At 66.6% G+C, this 19,992-nt stretch carries 19 protein-coding genes; 12 read left to right on the top strand and 7 right to left on the bottom strand.

Annotation, left to right across the window (positions count from 1 at the left end; all coding sequences use genetic code 11):
- The first annotated feature begins 99 nt into the window (after window positions 1-99).
- The gene (locus ENSA7_RS24325) at window positions 100-708 is read left to right on the top strand and encodes a hypothetical protein (protein ID WP_146158078.1); all 609 of its coding nucleotides are present in this window, start codon (window positions 100-102) and stop codon (window positions 706-708) included.
- Between the two features lie 26 nt (window positions 709-734).
- On the opposite strand, the gene ENSA7_RS24320 is transcribed toward ENSA7_RS24325, so the two are convergent.
- A complete protein-coding gene (locus ENSA7_RS24320; RefSeq protein ID WP_106091729.1) occupies window positions 735-1,499 on the bottom strand; it encodes a DUF3995 domain-containing protein in 765 nt (254 codons plus the stop codon).
- Window positions 1,500-1,632: 133 nt separating this feature from the next.
- On the opposite strand from ENSA7_RS24320, the gene ENSA7_RS44085 reads away from it, so the two are divergent.
- Complete coding sequence (locus ENSA7_RS44085; protein ID WP_181234056.1) at window positions 1,633-2,220, top strand: TetR/AcrR family transcriptional regulator; 588 nt, start codon at window positions 1,633-1,635, stop codon at window positions 2,218-2,220.
- Between the two features lie 11 nt (window positions 2,221-2,231).
- Here ENSA7_RS44085 and ENSA7_RS24310 read toward each other — a convergent pair whose 3' ends face one another.
- The gene (locus ENSA7_RS24310) at window positions 2,232-2,615 is read right to left on the bottom strand and encodes a hypothetical protein (RefSeq protein ID WP_146158077.1); all 384 of its coding nucleotides are present in this window, start codon (window positions 2,613-2,615) and stop codon (window positions 2,232-2,234) included.
- Window positions 2,616-2,762: 147 nt separating this feature from the next.
- Here ENSA7_RS24310 and ENSA7_RS24305 point away from each other — a divergent pair, with 147 nt between their 5' ends.
- From ENSA7_RS24305 to ENSA7_RS24285, 5 genes are all read left to right on the top strand, one after another.
- Window positions 2,763-3,041 (top strand): hypothetical protein, encoded by a 279-nt coding sequence (locus ENSA7_RS24305; protein WP_106091727.1) that lies wholly within the window; start codon window positions 2,763-2,765, stop codon window positions 3,039-3,041.
- A gap of 571 nt (window positions 3,042-3,612) precedes the next feature.
- Window positions 3,613-5,217, top strand: coding sequence for an anti-phage protein (locus tag ENSA7_RS42475; protein ID WP_146158076.1), 1,605 nt, complete (start codon window positions 3,613-3,615; stop codon window positions 5,215-5,217).
- Window positions 5,218-5,654: 437 nt separating this feature from the next.
- Window positions 5,655-6,941, top strand: coding sequence for an RtcB family protein (locus tag ENSA7_RS24295; protein ID WP_106091725.1), 1,287 nt, complete (start codon window positions 5,655-5,657; stop codon window positions 6,939-6,941).
- Window positions 6,938-7,621 (top strand): peptide chain release factor-like protein, encoded by a 684-nt coding sequence (locus ENSA7_RS45445; protein WP_106091724.1) that lies wholly within the window; start codon window positions 6,938-6,940, stop codon window positions 7,619-7,621. The genes ENSA7_RS24295 and ENSA7_RS45445 overlap by 4 nt, the downstream gene beginning before the upstream one ends.
- 28 nt (window positions 7,622-7,649) lie before the next feature.
- Window positions 7,650-8,078: a hypothetical protein gene (locus ENSA7_RS24285; protein ID WP_106091723.1), complete on the top strand. Its 429-nt coding sequence runs from the start codon at window positions 7,650-7,652 to the stop codon at window positions 8,076-8,078.
- A gap of 4 nt (window positions 8,079-8,082) precedes the next feature.
- Here ENSA7_RS24285 and ENSA7_RS24280 read toward each other — a convergent pair whose 3' ends face one another.
- From ENSA7_RS24280 to dusB, 3 genes are all read right to left on the bottom strand, one after another.
- Window positions 8,083-9,588, bottom strand: a complete 1,506-nt coding sequence (locus ENSA7_RS24280) for a myxococcus cysteine-rich repeat containing protein (RefSeq protein WP_244923895.1) — start codon at window positions 9,586-9,588, stop codon at window positions 8,083-8,085.
- An 82-nt stretch (window positions 9,589-9,670) separates the two neighbouring features.
- On the bottom strand, window positions 9,671-10,999 hold the full coding sequence (locus ENSA7_RS24275) for a Do family serine endopeptidase (protein WP_181234055.1): 1,329 nt from the start codon (window positions 10,997-10,999) through the stop codon (window positions 9,671-9,673).
- 227 nt (window positions 11,000-11,226) lie between these two features.
- Complete coding sequence (gene dusB / locus ENSA7_RS24270; protein ID WP_219908048.1) at window positions 11,227-12,453, bottom strand: tRNA dihydrouridine synthase DusB; 1,227 nt, start codon at window positions 12,451-12,453, stop codon at window positions 11,227-11,229.
- Between the two features lie 199 nt (window positions 12,454-12,652).
- Between dusB and ENSA7_RS24265 the strand changes: the two genes are divergently transcribed.
- Both ENSA7_RS24265 and ENSA7_RS24260 read left to right on the top strand, forming a co-directional pair.
- Window positions 12,653-13,297 carry a DUF4920 domain-containing protein gene (locus ENSA7_RS24265; RefSeq protein WP_219908047.1) on the top strand — a complete coding sequence of 215 codons (645 nt, stop codon included), beginning with the start codon at window positions 12,653-12,655 and terminating at the stop codon, window positions 13,295-13,297.
- A gap of 94 nt (window positions 13,298-13,391) precedes the next feature.
- Window positions 13,392-14,279 (top strand): hypothetical protein, encoded by an 888-nt coding sequence (locus ENSA7_RS24260; RefSeq protein WP_106091720.1) that lies wholly within the window; start codon window positions 13,392-13,394, stop codon window positions 14,277-14,279.
- On the opposite strand, the gene ENSA7_RS42470 is transcribed toward ENSA7_RS24260, so the two are convergent.
- Window positions 14,276-15,775, bottom strand: coding sequence for a right-handed parallel beta-helix repeat-containing protein (locus ENSA7_RS42470; protein WP_181234054.1), 1,500 nt, complete (start codon window positions 15,773-15,775; stop codon window positions 14,276-14,278). The two genes, ENSA7_RS24260 and ENSA7_RS42470, sit on opposite strands and share 4 nt — an antisense overlap.
- A 191-nt stretch (window positions 15,776-15,966) precedes the next feature.
- On the opposite strand from ENSA7_RS42470, the gene ENSA7_RS24250 reads away from it, so the two are divergent.
- The 3 genes from ENSA7_RS24250 to ENSA7_RS24240 all read left to right on the top strand — a co-directional run bounded on the left by ENSA7_RS24250 (window position 15,967) and on the right by ENSA7_RS24240 (window position 19,574).
- Complete coding sequence (locus ENSA7_RS24250) at window positions 15,967-18,234, top strand: FAD-dependent oxidoreductase (protein WP_106091719.1); 2,268 nt, start codon at window positions 15,967-15,969, stop codon at window positions 18,232-18,234.
- Between the two features lie 54 nt (window positions 18,235-18,288).
- On the top strand, window positions 18,289-18,789 hold the full coding sequence (locus ENSA7_RS24245; protein WP_106091718.1) for a hypothetical protein: 501 nt from the start codon (window positions 18,289-18,291) through the stop codon (window positions 18,787-18,789).
- A 152-nt stretch (window positions 18,790-18,941) separates the two neighbouring features.
- Window positions 18,942-19,574 carry a c-type cytochrome gene (locus ENSA7_RS24240; protein WP_106091717.1) on the top strand — a complete coding sequence of 211 codons (633 nt, stop codon included), beginning with the start codon at window positions 18,942-18,944 and terminating at the stop codon, window positions 19,572-19,574.
- 45 nt (window positions 19,575-19,619) lie between these two features.
- Here ENSA7_RS24240 and ENSA7_RS44080 read toward each other — a convergent pair.
- Window positions 19,620-19,992 (bottom strand): hypothetical protein (locus ENSA7_RS44080; protein WP_181234053.1); only part of this gene is annotated, 373 nt, incomplete at its 5' end.

Here is a 19,992-nt window from a genome sequence, read left to right as displayed (position 1 = left end):
GGCCAACGTAGGCACTCGACCATCGGCTACTGCTCGCCGGTCGAGTACGAGCGGAACTTCTACGCCGCGAACGCGGTGAGTCAAGCCGCATAAAACCAGGTGTCCGAATTTTTGGGGCAAGACCACACCACGCAAAAGACAATCGACGAAGCCGTAGCGAAAGCCGACCCGCAGTACATCGAGGTCGCCGTCTCGGCTCGCAACGAGACCGGAGGGCTCGCCAACTTGGGAACCGCAGCTCGGCTGACCGTCCTCACCGATGGCGGTCACGACTTCACGGTCAAGATGACCCTGGTCGATGACGACGCGAGCGTCAGCCCGGAGGCGTTCAGGAACCTGACCTACCGCTCCGCGCCCTGGGACAAGCTGTCGCCCACCGAGACCGCCACCATCGAGATGTGGTGGAACTCGGGCAAGCTGGCCGTGCTGTCGCTCGAGGACAACACGGCCGAGCAGATCGAGTCGGGACAGTTCCTGTTTGCAGACCCTCCGGGGGACGACATTCGCGTTCGAGCGATCAGCCCCGTGGCAGCGTTTTGGGCCGAATGGAAGGACTGGCTCCGGATCGTCATCGTATTGGCGCTGTTGGCCATATTTGTGCTCTTGGTCCAGGCGATGCGTCACGTGGCCATGCGACGCACGAGTCTGGCCAAGGTGCTGTGGAGTGGCCCCGACACGGAGGACCCACACAACCCGCCACGAGAGTGATGAATCGGTCGAGCTGTCCCAGCGCGTCAGCCTGCGACCAGCGCCGCGCCGGCCCCAAACGCGAGCAGCACCACCAGCGGCGTGAACAGCCGATCGTCCCACCGCGCGAACGCGCTGGCGTGGTCGCGCTTCGAGAACCCGACCTGCCGCCCGTCCCCCACCGCACGCAGCACGAGCAGCGCGAGCGCGGCGGTCAGCAGCCACCGCGCGAAGTAGGGCGCGCCGCCAAGGAACACGCTCGAGGTGAGCCCCGCGAGCACGAGCAGGGCCACGCCAACGGCAGCGGTCAGCCAAGCAGGTGGGCGAAACGCAGGTGCGTTCTCAGCCATCGTCGGGATCGCGACCGAGCTCCCCCAGCGTCCGCCCAGCGCCCAATAAAAGTGCAGGCCCGCGACGGCGATGCAGGTGATGGCGGCAACCAGCACCGCGCCGCCGAGCAGTGGACGCGCGAGCAATCCCTCGAGATGCAGCCCGGCAAACCCCGCCAGGGCGAACAGCGGCCAGGCCAGGTGGCCGCGCAGCATCACGAAGATCATCGCGGCCGACACGAGCGCCATCCCGGCGATGGCGATCGGCAGCGACAGCCCCAACACCGCCGCGGCCATGGCCAGCCACGCGACCGAGGTGATGTGCCAGGCGAAGCGCAAGAGCCGCTCCATCGCCCAGCGTGGACCGGGCTTGGTCCACGCCGCGTCGAACAGCGGGCGGAGGATCTGCGCTTCGCCGAGCGCGCTGTGGGCTCCGGCGAGAACGGCGAGACATGTAGCAATGACGATCTGGGCGGGTTCCATGGCGTTTTACCTTGGCGAAGGTCGAGGGCTCGGCCCCAGGAAACACGTGAGACGCGCGCTGTTTTCTCGGGGCATACGGCAGCGTATGTTCCATACGCTAGCGTATGTTCTCCCTCATGCCAAGGCCGACCGCATGGCTTCGCTGACCGCCAACGACTGGGCCCTCGCCGCGCTCGAGACCCTCGGCGTGGGCGGGGTCGCGGCCGTGCGGGTCGAGGTCCTCGCGCGGGATCTCGGCGTCACCAAAGGCAGCTACTACCACCACTTCAAGAATCGCAGGGCCGTGCTCGAGCTGGCGGTGCAGATGTGGGAGGACATCGCCACGGAGCAGGTGATCATTCAGGTGAACGCGAGCTCCGGCGATCCACGGGCGCGGCTGCTCCGGTTGGCCCGCGCCACGTTCCTCGAGTCCGGGCGGGCCGACGCGATCGAGTCCGCGATCCGGGAGTGGGCGTCCGCCGACACTGACGTGGCCCAGGTCGTCGCCCGGGTCGACGCGCGACGGCTCGGCTATGTGGAAGACATGCTGTGCGAGGCGGGGGTGGGTCAGCCAGGTTTGCGGGCTGAGTTGTTCTACCGCACGCTGATCGGCGAGTTTGTGTGGCGGCGCCACGGCGGCCCAGCGCTGTCGGCCGAGGCGATCGAGCTACTCGTGGGGATGGCGCTGACGGACGCGGAGCCCGTGCGGGGGGGCGATGGTTCTCGAGAAATTCCGTGCTGAGCGGGCGCCGCTCAGCCCCCGGCCGAGTTCGCTCGCTCGATCTTGTCCCGGTCGGGGTTGATGCCCATGCCCTCTGCCGAGATGCAGCGCACGAAGCCCTCGTAGACATGGCTGCCGACGACCCCGCCTCGCTGGCTCTGGGCCGCGCGCTCGGCCAGCACCATGTACTCGCCCTGGCATGCAGACCTGGCCTTGCGTCGCCACATCGACTTGAGCGTCGCTGCGGCCGTTAGCGCGGTGCCTTCTGTGAGCACGTAGACGGAGCCGTCTTCCATCGGTGCCGCGAGCGCCTCTGGTGCCGCTACGGCCTGGGCGATCGGTAGGGCCGCGAGTGGTCCACCACAGCCAACGAGGAGCAGTGGGACCATCAGGCCGGCACGGGTGGCGGCGCGCATGCACGGAGGCTGCCACTGAGGGGGGCTTGCGCCTAAAAACCTGGGAATTGCCGACGGGGGGCGCTCGCGCGGGCTTGGGTCTGCGGGGAAGCTCGCGGACGCCGTGATCGCCGAGGGGCCAGATCGCGGGTAGCATCCGGGGTCAGGATGCGCCGGGATTGTGAGAGGTGTCAGCGAGAGGTCGAGGCTGCCTACGACGATCCGCGGCTGCGTAAGTGGGTCAAGGGGTACTTCTTTCTTGGGCTTCCGTTCCTTCCCGCGATCCCGATCATTGGTTCGGACTTCGTGGTCATGCTGCCGCTGTTGATGATCTATGTGGTGGGGTTTGGGCCGGCGATCGGGTTTATCAAGGAGCCGCCGAAGTGCCAGGAGTGCGGGGCCGCGGTCGCGCACCAGGCCGCGGTCGCGCCGTCAGGCTTGGTTTGAGGTCAGTTCCCCCGCCGGCTACGCCTTGTAGCAGGGGTACGACAAAACTCATTCAAATTCCGCCGTGTGGTGGCCCCGTCGTGGCTGCCGCAGGGCCTGCTAGGCGAAGTCGGGGCCCGAACAGTAGCGGGGCCGTCTGCTACCCGCTCCGCACCCGCGTGCGCGAGGCCACCATGCACCACTGTCCTACCCGCTTCCCTCTCTCGCCGCGGCGGTCGACGTCGTGACGAAGGTCGAGTTTGCCAAGCGGGTCCAAGAACTTCGGGCGCGGCGAAAGTTGACGCAAGAGGCTCTCGCAGAAGCGTCAGGGCTCGCCGCGAACACGACTCGTCAACTGTGACCACGAGCCAAACTGTGTTCCGCTCTCTGAGTAGAGCCGACGGGGCCAAAGGCGCCGGCGGCGCAGTTGGCCCCGTGGCATCTCGACGATCCTCGCAGGCCTCGACGGCGACGACCTCAGTCCCAGCCACTTAAACTGTGACCGTCCCGAGCACAACGGATCGTGTGGCCGCACACGCGACAGTGCCGCTGACTTGACTCAGGCGGCAAACACCGACTAGAGTCGTCTCCAGTGTCACAACTTCTGCGTCGCCTCGGTCTTCGTGCGAACCCCTTCGCAACGCTGTCCGCAGAATTGGAACCTGACATCGACCAATACTTCATCCGGCCACCATATTACCGGTACGTAAACGAGCGAGGCCTTCGATGTCAGACGTTCATCCTGTTCGGCGAGAGAGGCTCAGGGAAAAGCGCGACGCGGCTCACTCTGAAGAACGAGGGATGGAAGAAGATACAAAATAATAGTGAAAACGCCGCTCTCCCTGTTACGCTGGATGACTACTCGGAAATCCTCTCTCGTGGAATTCGAAACGTCGCGGTAGGAGACTTTGTTCGTCGTGTATGTTTCCTGACTGTGGAGGCTGTGTTTGTATGGCTCGCAGCTCTCAGCTCGTCAGACCGAGAGGTTTTTGTGGATGGCCTTGACGAGGACGAGACCAAGCTAGTGGTTAGTGTAATTCGAGAGTTCTACTTGCCAGTCCCGGAGTTGGCTCGCCGCGTGTCGACTCGTCAGGCTCTCGAACTGCTCAATCAAGCGTGGCGACTTCGTACGCGATTATGGGCTGAACATCGATGGGATGCACTAATCAGTGTGGTGGCAAGTATCGCCTCCAGTATCGGGAGGAAGGTGGCCGATGTGGATATGCCTCTTGAGGAACACGTCGGAAAGTTGGTGGGCTCACCCGCAGGGAAAGGAGTCGATGTCAGTATATTTGCGCGAGCATCCCTTCAGCGAGTTGTTGATTTCGTGCGGCTCTTTGGGTTCAATGGCATAATGGTCCTCGTCGACAAAGTCGACGAGACCCCCAGTACTGATAAGTCGGCCCAGGCGACGGCTGAACTTCTTCACCCACTCCTCTCGAACACGCAACTCCTGGAAATTGACGGCCTTGGATGGGTCTTCTTTCTTTGGGATAAAGTGAACGATCTGTACTCAGACAACGGACCGCTGACCGTGCGACTAGACAAAATCTCGAACACCACCATTAGGTGGGAGGTTTCGAGTCTGAGGGCTCTGATTGCGCAGCGCTTGCAGTACTTCTCAGATGGGGAAGTTCAGTCTTTTTCGGATATTTGTGACGGCCATATTGACGCCGAAGAAGCTGTCGAGTCGATGATCTCGCTTGCCATGAGTTCCCCTCGCGAGTTGGTCCGAATCATGGATACTGTTCTCCGGGAACATGAGCAAGTTCACGACGACAGCAACGATACTCCTCTGGTTTCGCTAGCGTCGATCGAAGGAGCCCTTGATCGCTACGTGTCGGAGAGGGTGAAGGAGATCTATAAACCGGAAATTCTGAGGCAGGTCATTCGGCTTAATCAGATGACGTTTGTGAACAAAGATGTGCAGGCGAGGTTCAGGGTGAATGACTCGTCTGCGCGAAATCGCATTAAGAAGTGGGAAGACTCGGGTGTTATTGTTCATACTGGATCGCGGCGAGCCGAGGGGGTCGCTACTGCCGGAGGAAAACCAGCCTTTCAGTATACGGTGATCGATCAAAGGGTCCGCCGCATATTAGACCGAGAGATTCACCTAGGTGAGCAATTCGAGTTTGATTTCGACGAAGATGAGGGTGAAGAGAGCGACGGCGAAGAGGGTGAGGGCGAAGACAACTGACCCGTCCGTGCTCGCCGAAATTTGTCTTAGAGAATAGGACGGCGGACTGCGAATCCCGCGCGCGATTCGCATGTCAGTGGCGCATGTTGCGAGGAGTGCAGAGGCTATCGGTGAGTTTGCGATAGGTTCGCAAGGTCTGGTAGACGCCGACTGTAGCCTGCAGTCACCGAGCAGGGCGGACTCGCGAACCCAGCCGGACCCACGAGCACTCCGCCCTCGCCTCAGAACCCCATTTCGAGTGGCTATCGAAGTTCCACCGCCATATCGCAGTGTAACGTTTCGAGTATCCCGGGCTGGGAGCCGGTGGTGGGAATTTTACCGAGTCGGTGAAAATTTCACCGACCCAAGCTGGTGAGAATCTCATCGTGTCCCTCGCAACAAGTTGAAATCATTGACCTTCTCAACAGGCCCGCAACCTGCTCTGTCCCCCCTTCATCATGGGCAAGCTCATCGCCACCCCCCTCACCTCCCCAGCGCAGCTGCCCAAGCACGCCACCGTCATGGCCAACGACCAAGTCTGGATGGAGGCCGCCGCGCTCGACCAACTCGCCCGGGTCGCAAACTTCGAAGGCTGCACCCAAGCCGTCGGCATGCCAGATCTCCACCCCGGACCAACAGTCCCGATCGGCGTAGCGATCGCCTTCAAAGATCGCATCCTCCCCGCCCTAGTCGGCGGCGACGCAGGCTGCGGCGCGCGGGTGATCACCTTCGCCAAGCTCAAGCTCAGCGGCGATCGACTCGAGCGTCGCGTACGAGAGAACACCGAGACCCCGCCGCTCCCAAACGTCGACCCAACCGCCGCCCTCCAAGCAGTCTGGCGCGACGGCCCCCGCGGCCTGTGCAACCTACCCGGCGTCCCAACCTCACTAGTCGAGCTGGCCCAGCGCTTCGATCACGAAGCCGACCACCTACCCCCCAGCGGCGAGCTCCCCGAGGCCTTCACCGACTTCGCCGCCAACTACGGCGCATCCCTCGGCAGCGTCGGCGGCGGTAATCACTTCCTCGAGCTCTCCCAGATCGACACCCTGTTCGGCAACGCCGACGCCCGCGAGCAAGCCAAAGATCGCTGGGGCCTGACCCGCGGCGGCTTCGCGGTCCTCGCCCACTCGGGCTCGCGTGGCCTCGGTCGCGCGCTGGCGCTGCGCTGGGGTCAACGCTGCCTGACCAGCCCCGAAGATCGAACGGCGTACCTGTCCGAGCTCGCGGGCGCGTGTCGGTTTGCTCGCGCCAACCGCCTGGTCCTGTGCTGGCGCATGCTCAACGCGCTCGGCGTCGCCAAGCCCAGCCGCCTGCGCGGCAGCTTTGACCTCACCCACAACGACGTGAACCTCGAGCGCGCGTCCGGCCGGGATCTGTGGGTCCACCGCAAGGGCTGCGCCCCCGCCCACACCGACCAACCCACGGTCGTGCTCGGCACCCGCGGGACGGCGAGCTACGTGATGCGCGGCCACGGACACGAGGGATGCCTGTGTTCGGTCGCCCACGGTGCGGGCCGCCGCATGACCCGGAGCGACGCGCGAGCCAAGATCGCGCACAAGCACAGGCGCAAGACGCTGACCCGCACCGCGTGTGGCTCGCGGGTGATCTGTGACGACAAGAACCTGCTCTACGAGGAGCACCCGGAAGCCTACAAGGACATCGAGGTCGTGGTCGACAGCCTCGAGCAGGCAGGCGCGGCGACGCGGGTGGCCGCGCTGCTGCCCATGGTGACGGTGAAGCGATGAACACGAACCAAGAGTCAGGCGCGCTGCTGTTGATCAGCGCAGGCACGGGACCGCGAGAGGTCCGAATGTTCGTAGCAGCGCTCGGCGGCGCCCTGGGAGCGCTGTGCAACGAACGCGGGCTCGACCGCGGCGCGCCAGCGTTCATGGGCGACGAAGACCAGCCGCGCTCGCTCGAGCTCGAGCTGCACAGCCTCGCCGATGCCCAGGGCGCGCTCGGGGACCTGCTCGGCACCCACGAGCTGGTGATGCCGCGCCTGGCCCAGCGCCAGGGTCGATGCAAGGGCACGCGCAAGCGCTGGTTTGCCGGCGTCAGCTTGCACGCCCAACCGCCCGCGCTCCCGGGGGATCCCGAGCGGCTCCTCGATCCGAGCGAGCTCGAGATCCGCTGCGACCGCGCGGGCGGTCCGGGTGGGCAGCACGTCAACACCTGCGCGAGCGCTGTGCGGATCGTGCATCGACCGACCGGGCTCGGCGTGCGGGCAACCGGCGAGCGCAGCCAACACCTCAACCGCAAGCTGGCCCTCACTCGACTCGCTGGGCTGCTCCACGCCCAGGCCGAGGCAAGCATCGCCACTGGCGAGGCGCAGCGCCGGATGGCCCACTACAAATTCGAGCGTGGCAGCGCCGTGGCCCGCTGGCGGTTTGGTGGCCGCCACGGCGACCAACTAATTCGAGCGTGAACGGGAGTCGACCCAGATGCGATCCGACATGAACAAGCTGTTGTGCGAGCGCCCCCGCGGAGGCTGGAGGCTCAAGACCCACCGCGCGTCCAGGCACCGCCGGGACTGGGATTCCGAGCCCAGCCACGGGCGAATGCCGGGCAAGGTCCGCTCGAGCAAGTGGCTCAACGAGAACCTGCAGCCGCTGCGACGGTTCTTGCTGAGCAAGGTTGGCCGGCCGTGGGATCGGGTCTACTCCGAGCTGCGCGCGAACTTGCGGGTCCGCAAGGCGATCGATCTCCACATCCTTCAGCACCTCGATCGCATGGTCGCGCTCGAGGTTCGCTACGAGGCCCAGGTCCCCATGGTCCTGGACCGGGACGGCTGGCGGGCGATCCGAGGGACCCGCTGGGACGAGCTGTTCGTGTGCCCGCGGACCGGGCTGCTGCGCCGCTACCAACCCAAGCGTAGACGCTGACGGCTCAGAGCAGCCCGCGCAGCCCGACCAACCAGTTGCCAGCGCTGCCGGGCCCCATGCCGCCGGGGCCGTAGGTGTCGAGGTTGAGCGCAGCCCGATTGTCACCAAAGAAACCATTGCGCGGCACGATCGCGGCGTTCTGGCCCTCGCCAACTCGCGCGTTGCAAAGCTGCGTGCCGTCACTCGCAAGCTGAATCACCCACGGACGCGCGGCCGAGTTGATCCCAAAGTCATGGGTATAGGTGCCGGTCACCAGCGCGTCACCATTTGCGGCGATCGCCACGCGCGGCGAGATGAAGGGACCCCCTTCCTCCCACGGCAGCAGCTCGGGCGAGAGCTCCCACGCGAGCTGCTGATCCACATACATGAACGCGCCAAAGTGGTGAAACTGAGTCGCGGGCCCCATCACGTTGATGCCGATCGCAACCTCGCCGTTCTGGCCAGCCGCGAGATCCCAGATCCGCTGCTCGTACGCGTTGCCCGGATCCGCCAGCGGCACGCCCGACCACAGGGTCGCGCCGTCGCTGGGATCGAGCTCGATGATCGTCGACTCGAAGGTCTGCCAGTCAACCCGCACGATCCCCGCGAGCCACAGCCGATCACCCGCACCCACGGCGACCTTGACCGCCTCGTCGAGTGACCAGCCGCCGTTGAGCTCGCCCGAGTAGGTGGACGTCCAGACCTCGCTGCCATCGACAAACGAGCGGCGCTGGGCCTGGATGTCCTTGTCGTTGGGGGCGACCTGCTCGGTGCGGGTGACGACGGGATCGCCAGCCCCGAGCAGCGAGAGGTCCATGGGCCGAAGCTCGGGATCGCTGCCGGGCAGGTCCACGCGCCAGACCACGGAGAGGTCCGCGACCGAAAAGCGAGCCAGCCAGTAGGTTGTAACCGGCGGTTCATCAGCGACCAGCACCTCCGTGGTCGTCCCGAGCGCGAACAGATCTTCGCCGGCTGCGGTGATCTCGACGGCGGTGATCTGGTGAGTCTGGGGAAGGTCCATGGTCCCCGCGGACCCGAGCGGGGCGCTCTCCAGCGCGCTGTCGAGCTCGCTCTGCATGAAGCTGGTGTAGCGCAGTCGGCCCACGCTGCCGGGGATCTCCACGTCGCCCGCGAGCTCGATGCGCCCGAACGGCAGCGCCTGCATGGCCTGCACGTCGAACCACCCAGATGGGATCGTGATGTCGACCCAGTACTCGATCCCACACGCGGAGATGCACGCGCCCGAGCAACCGTCGCCATCGACCATGTTGCCGTCGTCGCACTCCTCGCCCTTGTCGAGGTTGCCGTCGCCGCAAAACGGCTCGGGATCGCCGGTCTCGGACTCGGACTCGGACTCGCTCTCCGACTCGCTGGTCGAGAGGGTCGACATCCCCGTCGGCGTCTCGGTGTCGTCCGAGGCGTCGCTCGAGCTGGTGTCGCTCTCGGTCGCCGTGGTGGCGGAGACGGCGTCGTCGTTGCAAGCGAGCGCGAGGCTCAGCGCGAGGCAGACGGACTGGGGCCGGATATTCACCGGGCCATCATGCCAGATCGCGTAGTCCAGTCTGCGACGATGCAGTCAGCCGATCGCTGGCCACCAACGACGCCGGTTTCGCTCACTTGCCCTTGATGAGCACGAAGCGTCCCTGACCGTCTCGGCTGACGCGCACTCGGATCCCGCGCTCGAGGTCGCCGGCTTTGAGCAGACGGATCGCGTGGGCAGCGTTCTGGACCGGGTCATCGCCGACTTGCTCGAGGAGATCGCCGGGCCGAAGTCCGGCCTTCGCGGCTGGGGACCCGGGCTGGACCTGCGCGATCAAGACGCCTTCAGCAGCGTCCAGCCCGAGCTGCTGCTGCAACTTCGGGGTGATGTCGTGGAGCCCGACCCCCACCTTCGCCGGCTCGCGGGCGGCCTCGCTCGCTGGCCCACCCGCGGGTTGGACCTCGGTCAGCTTGGCCTCGAGGGTCGTCGTCGCGCCCTGGCGCCAGATCTCGAGCTCGACGGTCGAGTCGGGCTGCGCGTCGGCGATGTCCTGCCGGAACGCGGCGACGGTCGTGACGGGCTGGCCGTCGAGCTTGGTGATGATGTCGCCGCTGCGAAGCCCTGCCTGCTCGGCAGGCCCGCCCGGGACCACGTCCTGCACGAGGATCCCGTCCTCGCCTTCAAAGCCGAAGCTCGCCGCCATCTCGGCTGACAGCTCCGAGATCAACACGCCGAGCTGGCCACGCACGACCGCACCGTGGTCGATCAGCTGGCTGATCACCTGCTTGGCCAGGGTCGCTGGGATCGCAAACGCGATGCCGTTGTTGCCGCCGCTGCGCGAGGCGATCGCGGTGTTGACCCCGACCACGCGGCCGCTGAGATCGACGAGCGGACCGCCCGAATTGCCGGGGTTGACGGCGGCGTCGGTCTGGATGAAGTCCTCGTAGTCGACGATCCCCATGTTGGCGCGGCCCTTGGCGCTGACGATGCCCGCGCTGATCGTCTGCGGGAGCCCAAACGGGTCGCCGATCGCCAGCACCCAGTCGCCGACCTCGAGCGAGTCCGAGTCGCCGAACTCGACAGGCTGCAGATCCGAGGCGTCGATCTTCAGGACCGCGAGGTCTGTCTGAGGATCGCTGCCGACGACCGTGGCGTCGAACTCCCGATCATCGGCGAGCTTGACCTTGACCTCATCGGCGCCGCGGACGACGTGATGGTTGGTGAGAATGTGGCCGGCCTGATCGACGACGAATCCGCTGCCGAGCCCCTGCTGCTGAAACTCGCGGGGCTGGGCGTCGGGGAACTGGAAGAAGAAGTCCAAGTAGGGGTCGCGGCGCATCGGCCCGCCGAACGGGCCGATCGAGACCGTTGTGGTGGTGTAGACCGAGACGACCGCGGGGCTCGCCCGCGCGATCGCCTGCTTGAACGCGGCCTCGACATCGTCGATCGCGCCGACAGCCACGACCGGCGGCGGGGCCGTCGGGAGCTGTTCCTCCAGGCACGGTGGCTCGCAATCGGCCTTTGTGGTCGCCGTCCTGCCGCATCCGCCGACCGCGAGAGCCAGCGCGAGAATTCCGTATGAATGATGTACCAACGCGACCATGTGTCTCCGGTGATAGAGACAATGGATCGACTGGCTCGCAAGGCGAGCGCAGCATTTGCCATGCAGAGCTTGGCAACAACGCGCGGTCAACCGCCGGAGCTGAGCTGCTCGGCGTCGGCGTGGGGGACTCGATCGTCGTCGAGATCATCGAGGTAGCCAGCCGGAAGCGCGACCTTGCGCTGGCGCCCTCGCTTGCCGCGGACCGCCCGCAGCGCGTGCTCGGGGAACGGCTCGTCGCCGTCGCAGCTGCGCAAGAGTGCGTCGAGCTCGGCGAGGGTCTCGACGTGCATGAGCCGCTCCCGCAGCGCCGCGCTTCCGCGGAAGCCCTTCGTGTACCAGCTCGCGTGCTTGCGAAACGCACGCATGGCGACTTGCTCAACGCTCAGCAGGCCGCGCGAAGGTGAGAGGGATTCACGGCCGTACCACGCGACCATGGCCTGCGCGTGCTCACGCATGATCGTGGCGACCACTGCAAACGGCGGCGGGGCGCTCGCCGGTTCGCCGCACATCAGCTCGACCAGCTCGGCGAACAACCACGGTCGGCCCAGGCACCCGCGTCCGATGATGACGCCCGCGCAGCCGGTCTCGCGCATCATCCGGGTCGCGTCGTGGGCCTCCCAGATGTCGCCGTTGCCAAACACGGGGATGTTCACCCGCGCGACGAGATCGGCGATCGCGTCCCAGTCGGCCCCGTCTTCGTAGAATTGCTCCGCGGTCCGGGCGTGGAGCCCAACGGCGGCGCAGCCTTCTTCTTGGCCGATCCGACCGGCGTCGCGATAGGTCAGCAAGCTCGCGTCGATCCCCGTGCGGAACTTGATCGTGACCGGGACCGCGCCAGCCGAGGTGACCGCGGCGCGGACGATCTTGGCGAGCAGCCTGGGCTTGACCGGGATCGCCGAGCCGCCGCCGCGACGGGTGATCTTGGGCACCGGACAGCCAAAGTTCATGTCGAGATGATCGATCCGACCTTCACCGACCAGGCGCTTGACCGCCTCGCCGACGTGCCAGGGATCGACGCCGTAGAGCTGCAGGCTGCGGGGCCACTCGTCGGGGCCGAAGCTGGCCAGCTCGAGGGTCTTGCGGTCGCCCTCGACCAGCGGACGGGCGGTGATCATCTCGCTGACGAACAGGCCCGGCGTGTGCTTGGGCGCGCGCGGTTGGGGGCCGCCCACGCGGGTGAAGGCCTCGGTCGCAAACCGGTGGCACAGCGCGCGAAACGGGTAGTCGGTGACCCCGGCCATGGGCGCGAGCACGACCGGCGGCCACAGCTCGATGTCACCGAGCCACACGGGCTTGATCGAGATGGGGTTCACGTGCGCGATACTATAGGGTCGGTCCGGATCCTGGCCCGGCTGCGGACGGCGCCGGTTGTTGGGGGCAGAAAACGAAAGCCATTATCGCCAGGAACTGGGCTGGGAACTGGCTCAAACGTGAGCTTTTACCCACTGCGGGAGCGCGAATCGGGTCGGTGGGACCGTTGACCACCTCGCGGCTCATGGCAGACTGCCGGCCATGCGTTCCCTCCCAGTGATGCTCTCGATCGCCCTCGGCCTGACCACCCTCACCGCCTGTGACAAGAAGGCCGAGGAGAAGACCGACGCCAAGGCCGACGAAAAGACCGACGCGAAGACGGAGGAGAAAGCCGACGCGAAGAAGGCTGGCGACGAGGTCTCGGCCAACGCTGTCGACTCGGAAGAGGGCTGCATCCACGAGAACAAGCCGGCCGACCACGCCGCGGGCGAGGGCTGCGATCACGGTGGCACCGCGGCGCCGGCCGAGTCGACCGGCCACTTTGGCTCGGCGTTTGCGATCGCCGACGCGCAGCCGCTCTCGGCCGTGCTCGCCAGCGGGGTCCCGACCACCGCGGTCAAGGTCAGCGGCACGGTGGAGAGCGTGTGCCAGGCCAAGGGCTGCTGGATGGTCATCAAAGAGGGCGACGTCACGGCCCGCGTGCTGGTCAAGGATCACGCGTTTGCGATCCCCATGGACGGCAAGGGCAAGGCCGCGACCGTCGAGGGCACGCTCGAGGCCAAGGAGCTGACCGAGGCCAACGTCGCGCACCTCAAGAAGGACGGCGACGCCAACCTCGAGGGTGATGGCGCGCGCCAAGAGATCTTCTTGCACGCGACCGCCGTCGAGCTCGCCGCCAACAGCTGAGGCCAACGGCCTCGTGTAGACAAGCCGCCCCGCGACTGCGAGGCGGCTTTTTTTGTTAGATGTTTCGAGGGCCGCGAAGCTGCTACGTTGCAGCATGACTTCACGCATTGGCTTGATCAGGATTGTCTGTGTGTTGCCGTTGTTGTCGCTCGGGTGCGGCCCCGACGGCCCCGCATCCGAGAGCGATGGGAGCGAGACCGGTGATGGCGACGGTGACCCGGGCGACGGAGACGGTGACCCGGGTGACGGAGACGCCGATGGCGACCCAGGCGACGGAGACGGAGACGGTGATCCGGGCGACGGAGACGGCGACCCGGGCGACTGCGAGCCGGCTGGCGACGCATACTCGTTCTTCGCGCTCGACGCGGCCGAACCCGACGCGATGATCGACTGGGAGCTCACGTGCAAGTCCAGCGGCGTCAAGCCGGCCGACGGCGAGAGCGGCTACCAGATCGGCTTGGTCGAGTGTGTCAGCGAGGGCCTCGACCCGATGCCGCCGCCGACCGAGGTGGTCCTGACGATCGACAGCAGCCCCGCGACCCAACCCTTCATCGAGGTCGGCGTCGGCGTTCGCCTGCACTGGGTTCAGCGCCCGCCGTTCATCCCCGGCAAGTGGTTCACGCTGCACACCACCCCTGGCGACACCCAGGGCACGCTGCTGCTCGCGGGCGTCTCGGGTCCCGCCGTCGTCCCCCAGGAGTCGCCCAGCTTCGACTATGCCCCGCTTGGGGTCGGGCTGGTCTCGATCGGCTGTCCGACCTTCGAGCACGACTCGCAGTGTGGGCTCGCCGAGCGGCAGGCGTTCGAGGTCAGCTGGGACGGCGACACGGTCGTGGTCAGTGACCACAACTTTGGGTATGTCGGGCAGCTGATCAGCTATCAGGCGATCGTGGGTGAGGCGCTCGAGTTTCCGCAGCTGGACTGTGATGACTTCCCCGCGCGGATCCTGAGCGCCCTGTTCATGCTGATCCCCGAGGGCTAGGAGCGGCGGCGGCGGCGGAGCCCGAGCAGGCCGAGCCCCGCGAGCAGCATCAAGCCTCCGCGGTCGCGGGCTGGTTGCGCGGAGCAGCTGCAGCCCTCGCCGCTGCCGCCTTCGTTCGCGGCGCCGTCGGTTCCGGCGGTCTCGCCTCCGCCGTCGGTGTCGCCATCGCCCCCGCCGTCGCCGTCGCCGTCGCCCGCAGGATCGCCATCGCCATCACCGGGATCGCCGTCCCCGTCGCCGGAGTCGCCGTCACCATCCCCGGTGTCGCCGTCGCCGTCGCCGTCGCCGTCGCCGTCGCCGTCGCCCCCGCCCTCGGGTGGCTTGCTGGTGTCGCAGGTCCCGTCGCCGTCGAACTCGAGCGCGCCGAGATCATGGGTGCCGTCGTCGCGGATATTCGTGCAGTAGTCGTCGATCACCTCGGCGAGCGACTCGCCCTGATCCACGAACATGCTGCCGTCGACCAGCGAGAAGTCGAGCGCGTCGGGGTCGGTGAACCACGCCTGAAAGTCGCCGTTGCTGGCCATCTGCAGGTTACTGGCGAAGTTGGCCGTGGATCCGTCGCGGTTGCGAATTTGCCCGGTCATGAGGTTGTTGCGGACCTCCCCGGTGGTGGTCGCAAACCGCATGTCGATGCCGGTCGTGTCGTACAGCGTGTTGTTGTAGATCAGCGAGTTTTGGCCCTCATTGACGTAGATCCCGACGTCGGTCGGGCAGCGCGCGATGATGTTGTTGCGCATGATCCCGTCTTGATGCTCGGGGTTGCAGGTCATGTCCTCGCAGATGGAGTCGGGCCCCGTGCCGCCACCGCCAAACGACAGGCCCAGGCGGATCTGCCCGGTGTGCAGGTGCTCGCAGACGATCAGGTTGCGCTCGAACACCCCGTCACGCGAGTTGCCCTTGAGGAACGCGGCGTAGCTGATGTTGTTGCCGCCGCCCTTGGCGAAGTCGTGGATGAAGTTGCCGCGCACGATCCAGCGCCGCCCGCCGACCACGTCGATCGGGGTGACGGGGTTGCCGGTCTGGCGCGCGGCCGGGTTGTACATCTCGTTGTATTCGACGACGACGTCGTCGGGCCAGACCCGCTCGCCGTTGGGCCCGGTCTCGGTGCCGTTGGCCTTGAGCTGGGCGTTGAAGCCGTGGACCACGTTGTGGTGGATCCACGTGCCGTCGGCGTCACCGGTGACGTGGAAGGCGTGCTCGCAATTGTTGTCGTTGGCGCACACCCCCTCGATGTCGAGGTTGGCGAACTCCCAGTAGGCGCCCTGCACGTGGAAGCCCTCGACGTTGTCCATCTGCACGACCGCGTCGCCGAGGTTGTCGGCGCGAATGATGATCCGCTGATCCGCGGTGCCATCGTTGACGCAGCTGAGCTTGTTGGGCAGCAAGTAATTGCCCGGCGCCAGGATGATCTCGTCGCCCGGCGCCGCGTTGGCGACCGCGGCTTGCAGCTCGGCGACCGTGCTGACCGGGACCGGACCGGCGGCGGCTTCGCTCACCCACGCGCAGCTCAGCGCGGCAACGGCGGTCCACCCACACCAGATCCAAACGCGACTTGAACGATCGAGGTAGCTCATGGCCGCGAGTGTGCCAGAAGCCCGCGGGCTGCCGATGGTGTAGATCACTGCTGGTCGCATGTTCGGGTCGTCGTGACAGTCGATGGGCCGCGTGATAAGGCCGCGAGGCCGGCATGCGCCTCGAATTGCTCGCCTTCGACCTGCTCTTGATCGGACCGCCGACGGTCGCGAGCTTTCGCCGCTCGACCTTCTTCCTGGACCGCTGGGGGCGGGCGTGGGCCAGCGCGGGCTTGGTCGCCGTGCCAGCCCTGGTCTGGCTGGGGTGGATGTGCAGCAGCGGGGGACTGGCGTTCTCGCCCGAGCATAGCTTTGCGGGCTCGGGCGTGAGCTTGCGGGGGCTGCCGCCGGGGGCGGTCCTGCTGATGCCCGCGATCGCGTTCGCGTGTCTGTTCTGCTGGGCGGTCGGCTTCGCACGGGCCGCGGATCAGCAGCCGCCGAGGTCGTGGCAGTTTGGCCTCCACGCCGTGCTGCTCGCGGTGTTGGGCGCGGGTGTGATGGGGTTGGTCAGCGGCGGTCCCACCAGCGCGCAGCTGGCCATGCTTGGGATTGGGCTGCTCTCGCCGCTGGATCTCGCGCTGCGAACCCGGCTGGTCCCGCGTCCGCAGTTCTGGGCGATGCTGGCCACGGCCGGGCTGCTCACGTTGGTGTTTGGCGGGGCGCTGATCCAGCGCGGCATCGTGGTTCACGCGCCTGATGAGCTGGTTGGGTTTGCGCTGATCGGGGTGCCGGTCGAAGATCTGGGGTTCGCGCTCGCGCTCGCTGGCGCGGCGGTGTTGGTGTTCACGCGGCTCGAGCTGCGCGCCGCCGCGACGGCGCGCAAGGGCTGGCTCGCGCGCCTGATCGAGCGCCGGTTCGGCGGCTATCGCCACCTGCTGGCGCCGATCGACGAGCAGCTGCCGCTGCGGCTCACCACCCCGCGCAAGGTCGCGGTGATCGGGGCTGGGCTCGCGGGCATGGGCGCCGCGGTCAAGCTGGCCGAGCGCGGCTTCGAGGTCGTGCTGCTCGAGCGCAACCCCTACATTGGCGGCAAGCTCGGGGCCTGGAAGACGACGATGCCGGGCGGTCGGGAGATCGGCATGGATCATGGCTTCCACGCGTTCTTTCACCAGTATTACAATCTCAACGCGTTCTTCGAGCAGCTGGGGCTGGATCGCAACTATCGCAGCATTGGCGACTACATGATCCTCGCCCAAGATGGGCGCAGCTACTCGTTCAAGGACATCGCAACGACCCCGCTCATCAACCTGCTCTCGCTCTCGCGGCATGGCGTCTACGACCTGCGCGAGGTCGCGGGGCGCCAGACCGGGCTCGAGATGGAGGCGCTGCTGCGCTACGACCCCGCGCAGACCTACGCCACTCACGACGACGTGTCGTTCGCCAGCTTCTCGGAGCGCGCGAAGCTGCCGACCAGCCTGGGCCTGGTGTTCAACACCTTCTCGCGCGTGTTCTTTGCCGATCCCGACAAGATGTCGATGGCGGAGCTGATCAAGAGCTTTCACTTCTACTATCTGAGCAACGACTGCGGGCTGGTCTACAACTACATCAACGATGACTTTGGCACGTCGCTGCTCGGGCCGCTGCGCGAGCACATGCAGACCCACGGCGTCGACATTCGCACCGGGGCCGAGGTCACCCAGATCGAGCGCAAGCCCGACGGGAGCTTCGAGCACGACGGCGAGCGGTTTGACTACGTGGTGATCGCCAGCGACGTGGTCGGGACTCGGGCGCTGTTCGAGCGCTCGCCCTCGCTGGCCGCGGCCGCCCCCCAGACCGCGGCCAGGGTCGCCACGCTCGAGCCGGGTCAGCCCTACTCGGTGTTTCGCCTGTGGCTGGATCGCGGCGTGACGCGAGCGCTGCCGGGCTTTGTGATCACGGATCGCGTGAAGCTGCTGGACTCGATCACGCTCATGCACGCGATCCAAGATGAGTCTGCGCAGTGGGTCGCCGAGCGTGAGGCCGCGGGCCAGGGGGGATCCGTGATCGAGCTGCACTGCTACGCGATCCCCGAGGAGCTGTACGAAAGCGGGACCGTCGACGAGGCCCGGCTGCGCGAGCTGTTCATGGCCGAGCTGCACCACTTCATTCCCGAGCTCGCCGACGCGGTCGTGGTCCACGATTATTTTTACGTGCGCCGTGATTTTCCCGCGTTTCACGTTGGCACGCACGCGACCCGACCAGGCTGGGAGACGGAGCTCGACAACTTGTTCTTGGCCGGTGACTGGGTGGTCTTGCCATTCCCTGCGATGCTGATGGAGGCCGCATACAGTGCGGGGCTGCTGGCGGCCAATCGCATCTGTCGGGCCGAGTCGCTGCGTGAACAGCCGGTGTGGACAGTCCCCCAGCGGGGGTTCATGGCGGGGTGGCCGAAGCGGCCCTTTTAGATCCAGGTGGTCAGGTCAATGGTCGGTTCGCGCGGTACCTGTTAATGTGCGGTGGTGGAGAAGCTCGAGGTTCGCTATCAGACCGCGTATGAGATCTGCGCGAGCGTCGGTCCGATCGTGATCCGGATCTGCGATGGTGTCCGCACGGAGGTCGCGGATCTCGTCCGGCAGGAGCTGCTGTTCGACAAGCTGCTCGTGACCCACGCGAACATCGCGATGCTCGTGGTCTTCACCCACGGCACGCCACCGCCCGACGGCGCCGCGCAGCGGCACGCGAAGCAGTTCATGCGCCGCTACCGAGATCGCGTGGTGGTCTCGGTCGCGTTGCTCGGTCTCGGGTTCTGGGCTTCGGCCGTGCGCACCGCTCTGTCGGCGATCGTCAGGGTCGTCGGGCATGGGAGCATCTCGATCGAGGGGACCGTCGAGCACGCGATCTCGCGCGTGACGATGGAGCTCGTCGGCATCGACGCCAGCGAAGTCCTTCGCGACTACGAGCTGCTGTGGGCGAAACTCAAAGAGCCGCCGGCCCAGCCACGATCCGCAGCAACCGGCTGAGAACACGGTTCTGCGGGCTCATCCCGTGCGAACCCGTCTGCGAGGGGGCCTCAGAACCGGCCTCGGCGGCGCCAGCATCGGCCTGCGATCGTGGCTTGTCCGCACGCGATCGGGGGGCTTACCCTGATGGCCCCCCTCACTGAGACGAAAAGATGCACCGACTCGCAATTCGATCCCTGGTCCTCGCGGCCACCGCCCTGCTCTTGACCACCGCTGCCTGTGACTCGGGCGAGCCCAAGGCCGACGGAGCCAAGAAGGCCGACGGCGCCGCCGAACCAGCCAAGGCCGATGATGGCGCCGCCGAAGCTGACAAGGCCGACGGCGCGGCCGAAGCGGGCGTCGCCGCCGAAGCGGGTGCAGCGGGCACCGAGCCCGCGGAGGCCACCGGGGCCGACGCGGCCGACGAGACCGACGATGGTGGCGGCGACGAGACCGGCGAGGCCGCTCCGGCTGCCGGCGAAGAGGGCGGCGACGCGCCCCCGCCCGCTGACGACAAGCCGGTCGAGAAGAAGCCGGCCGCTGACAAGGCGCCGGCCGTCGCGAAGATCGACGGCAAGCCGCTGTTCGAGAGCAAGTGCAAGTCGTGTCACGGCATCGACGGCGCGGGCGATACCACGATCGGCAAGAAGGTCGAGATCCCCTCGCTGGTCAAGACCAAGCTCGGCCAGGCGAAGATCGTGTCGACGATCACCAATGGTGTGCCCGACACCAAGATGAAGGGCTACAAGGACAAGCTCTCGAAAGAACAGATCGACGCGGTCGCGGCCTACGTGAAGAAGCTGTAGCTGTCGGCGGTTGGGGGGCGGCGTCTCGCCGTCCCCTGATCATGCTCAGAACCGGCCGGACATCGCGACGGCTGCCTGCGTGGTGGATAGATCGAGCGAGACGTGGACGCGTCGGCGTTGTCGCTTGCGCTCGAGCACGGTGGCGTCGACTGCGAGCGCCGCGATGCCCAGCGCCGTCGTGACGCCGCCGCCGATGAGCAGGGCGGCGCCGACTCTGCGTGGGTCGATGTCGTAGTTGAGCTTGGGGAGGCTGATCAGCAGCGCGCCCGCGCCGATCGTCGCGGCGCCGCCGACCAGGGTGGCGACCCCGGTGAGGCCGAGTGGGCCGAGTCTTAGTGTTGGGGGGTGATCGTGATGTGGGGTTGGGCTGAGCAGGATGACCGGCGGTGGGGGCGTGGGCGCGGGTTCGGTGTTGGTG

This window comes from Enhygromyxa salina, from assembly GCF_002994635.1.
GTDB lineage: Bacteria > Myxococcota_A > Polyangia > Nannocystales > Nannocystaceae > Plesiocystis > Plesiocystis salina_B.
Note: the sequence above shows the minus strand (reverse complement) of the source record. Positions and strands in the feature narration are given on the sequence as shown.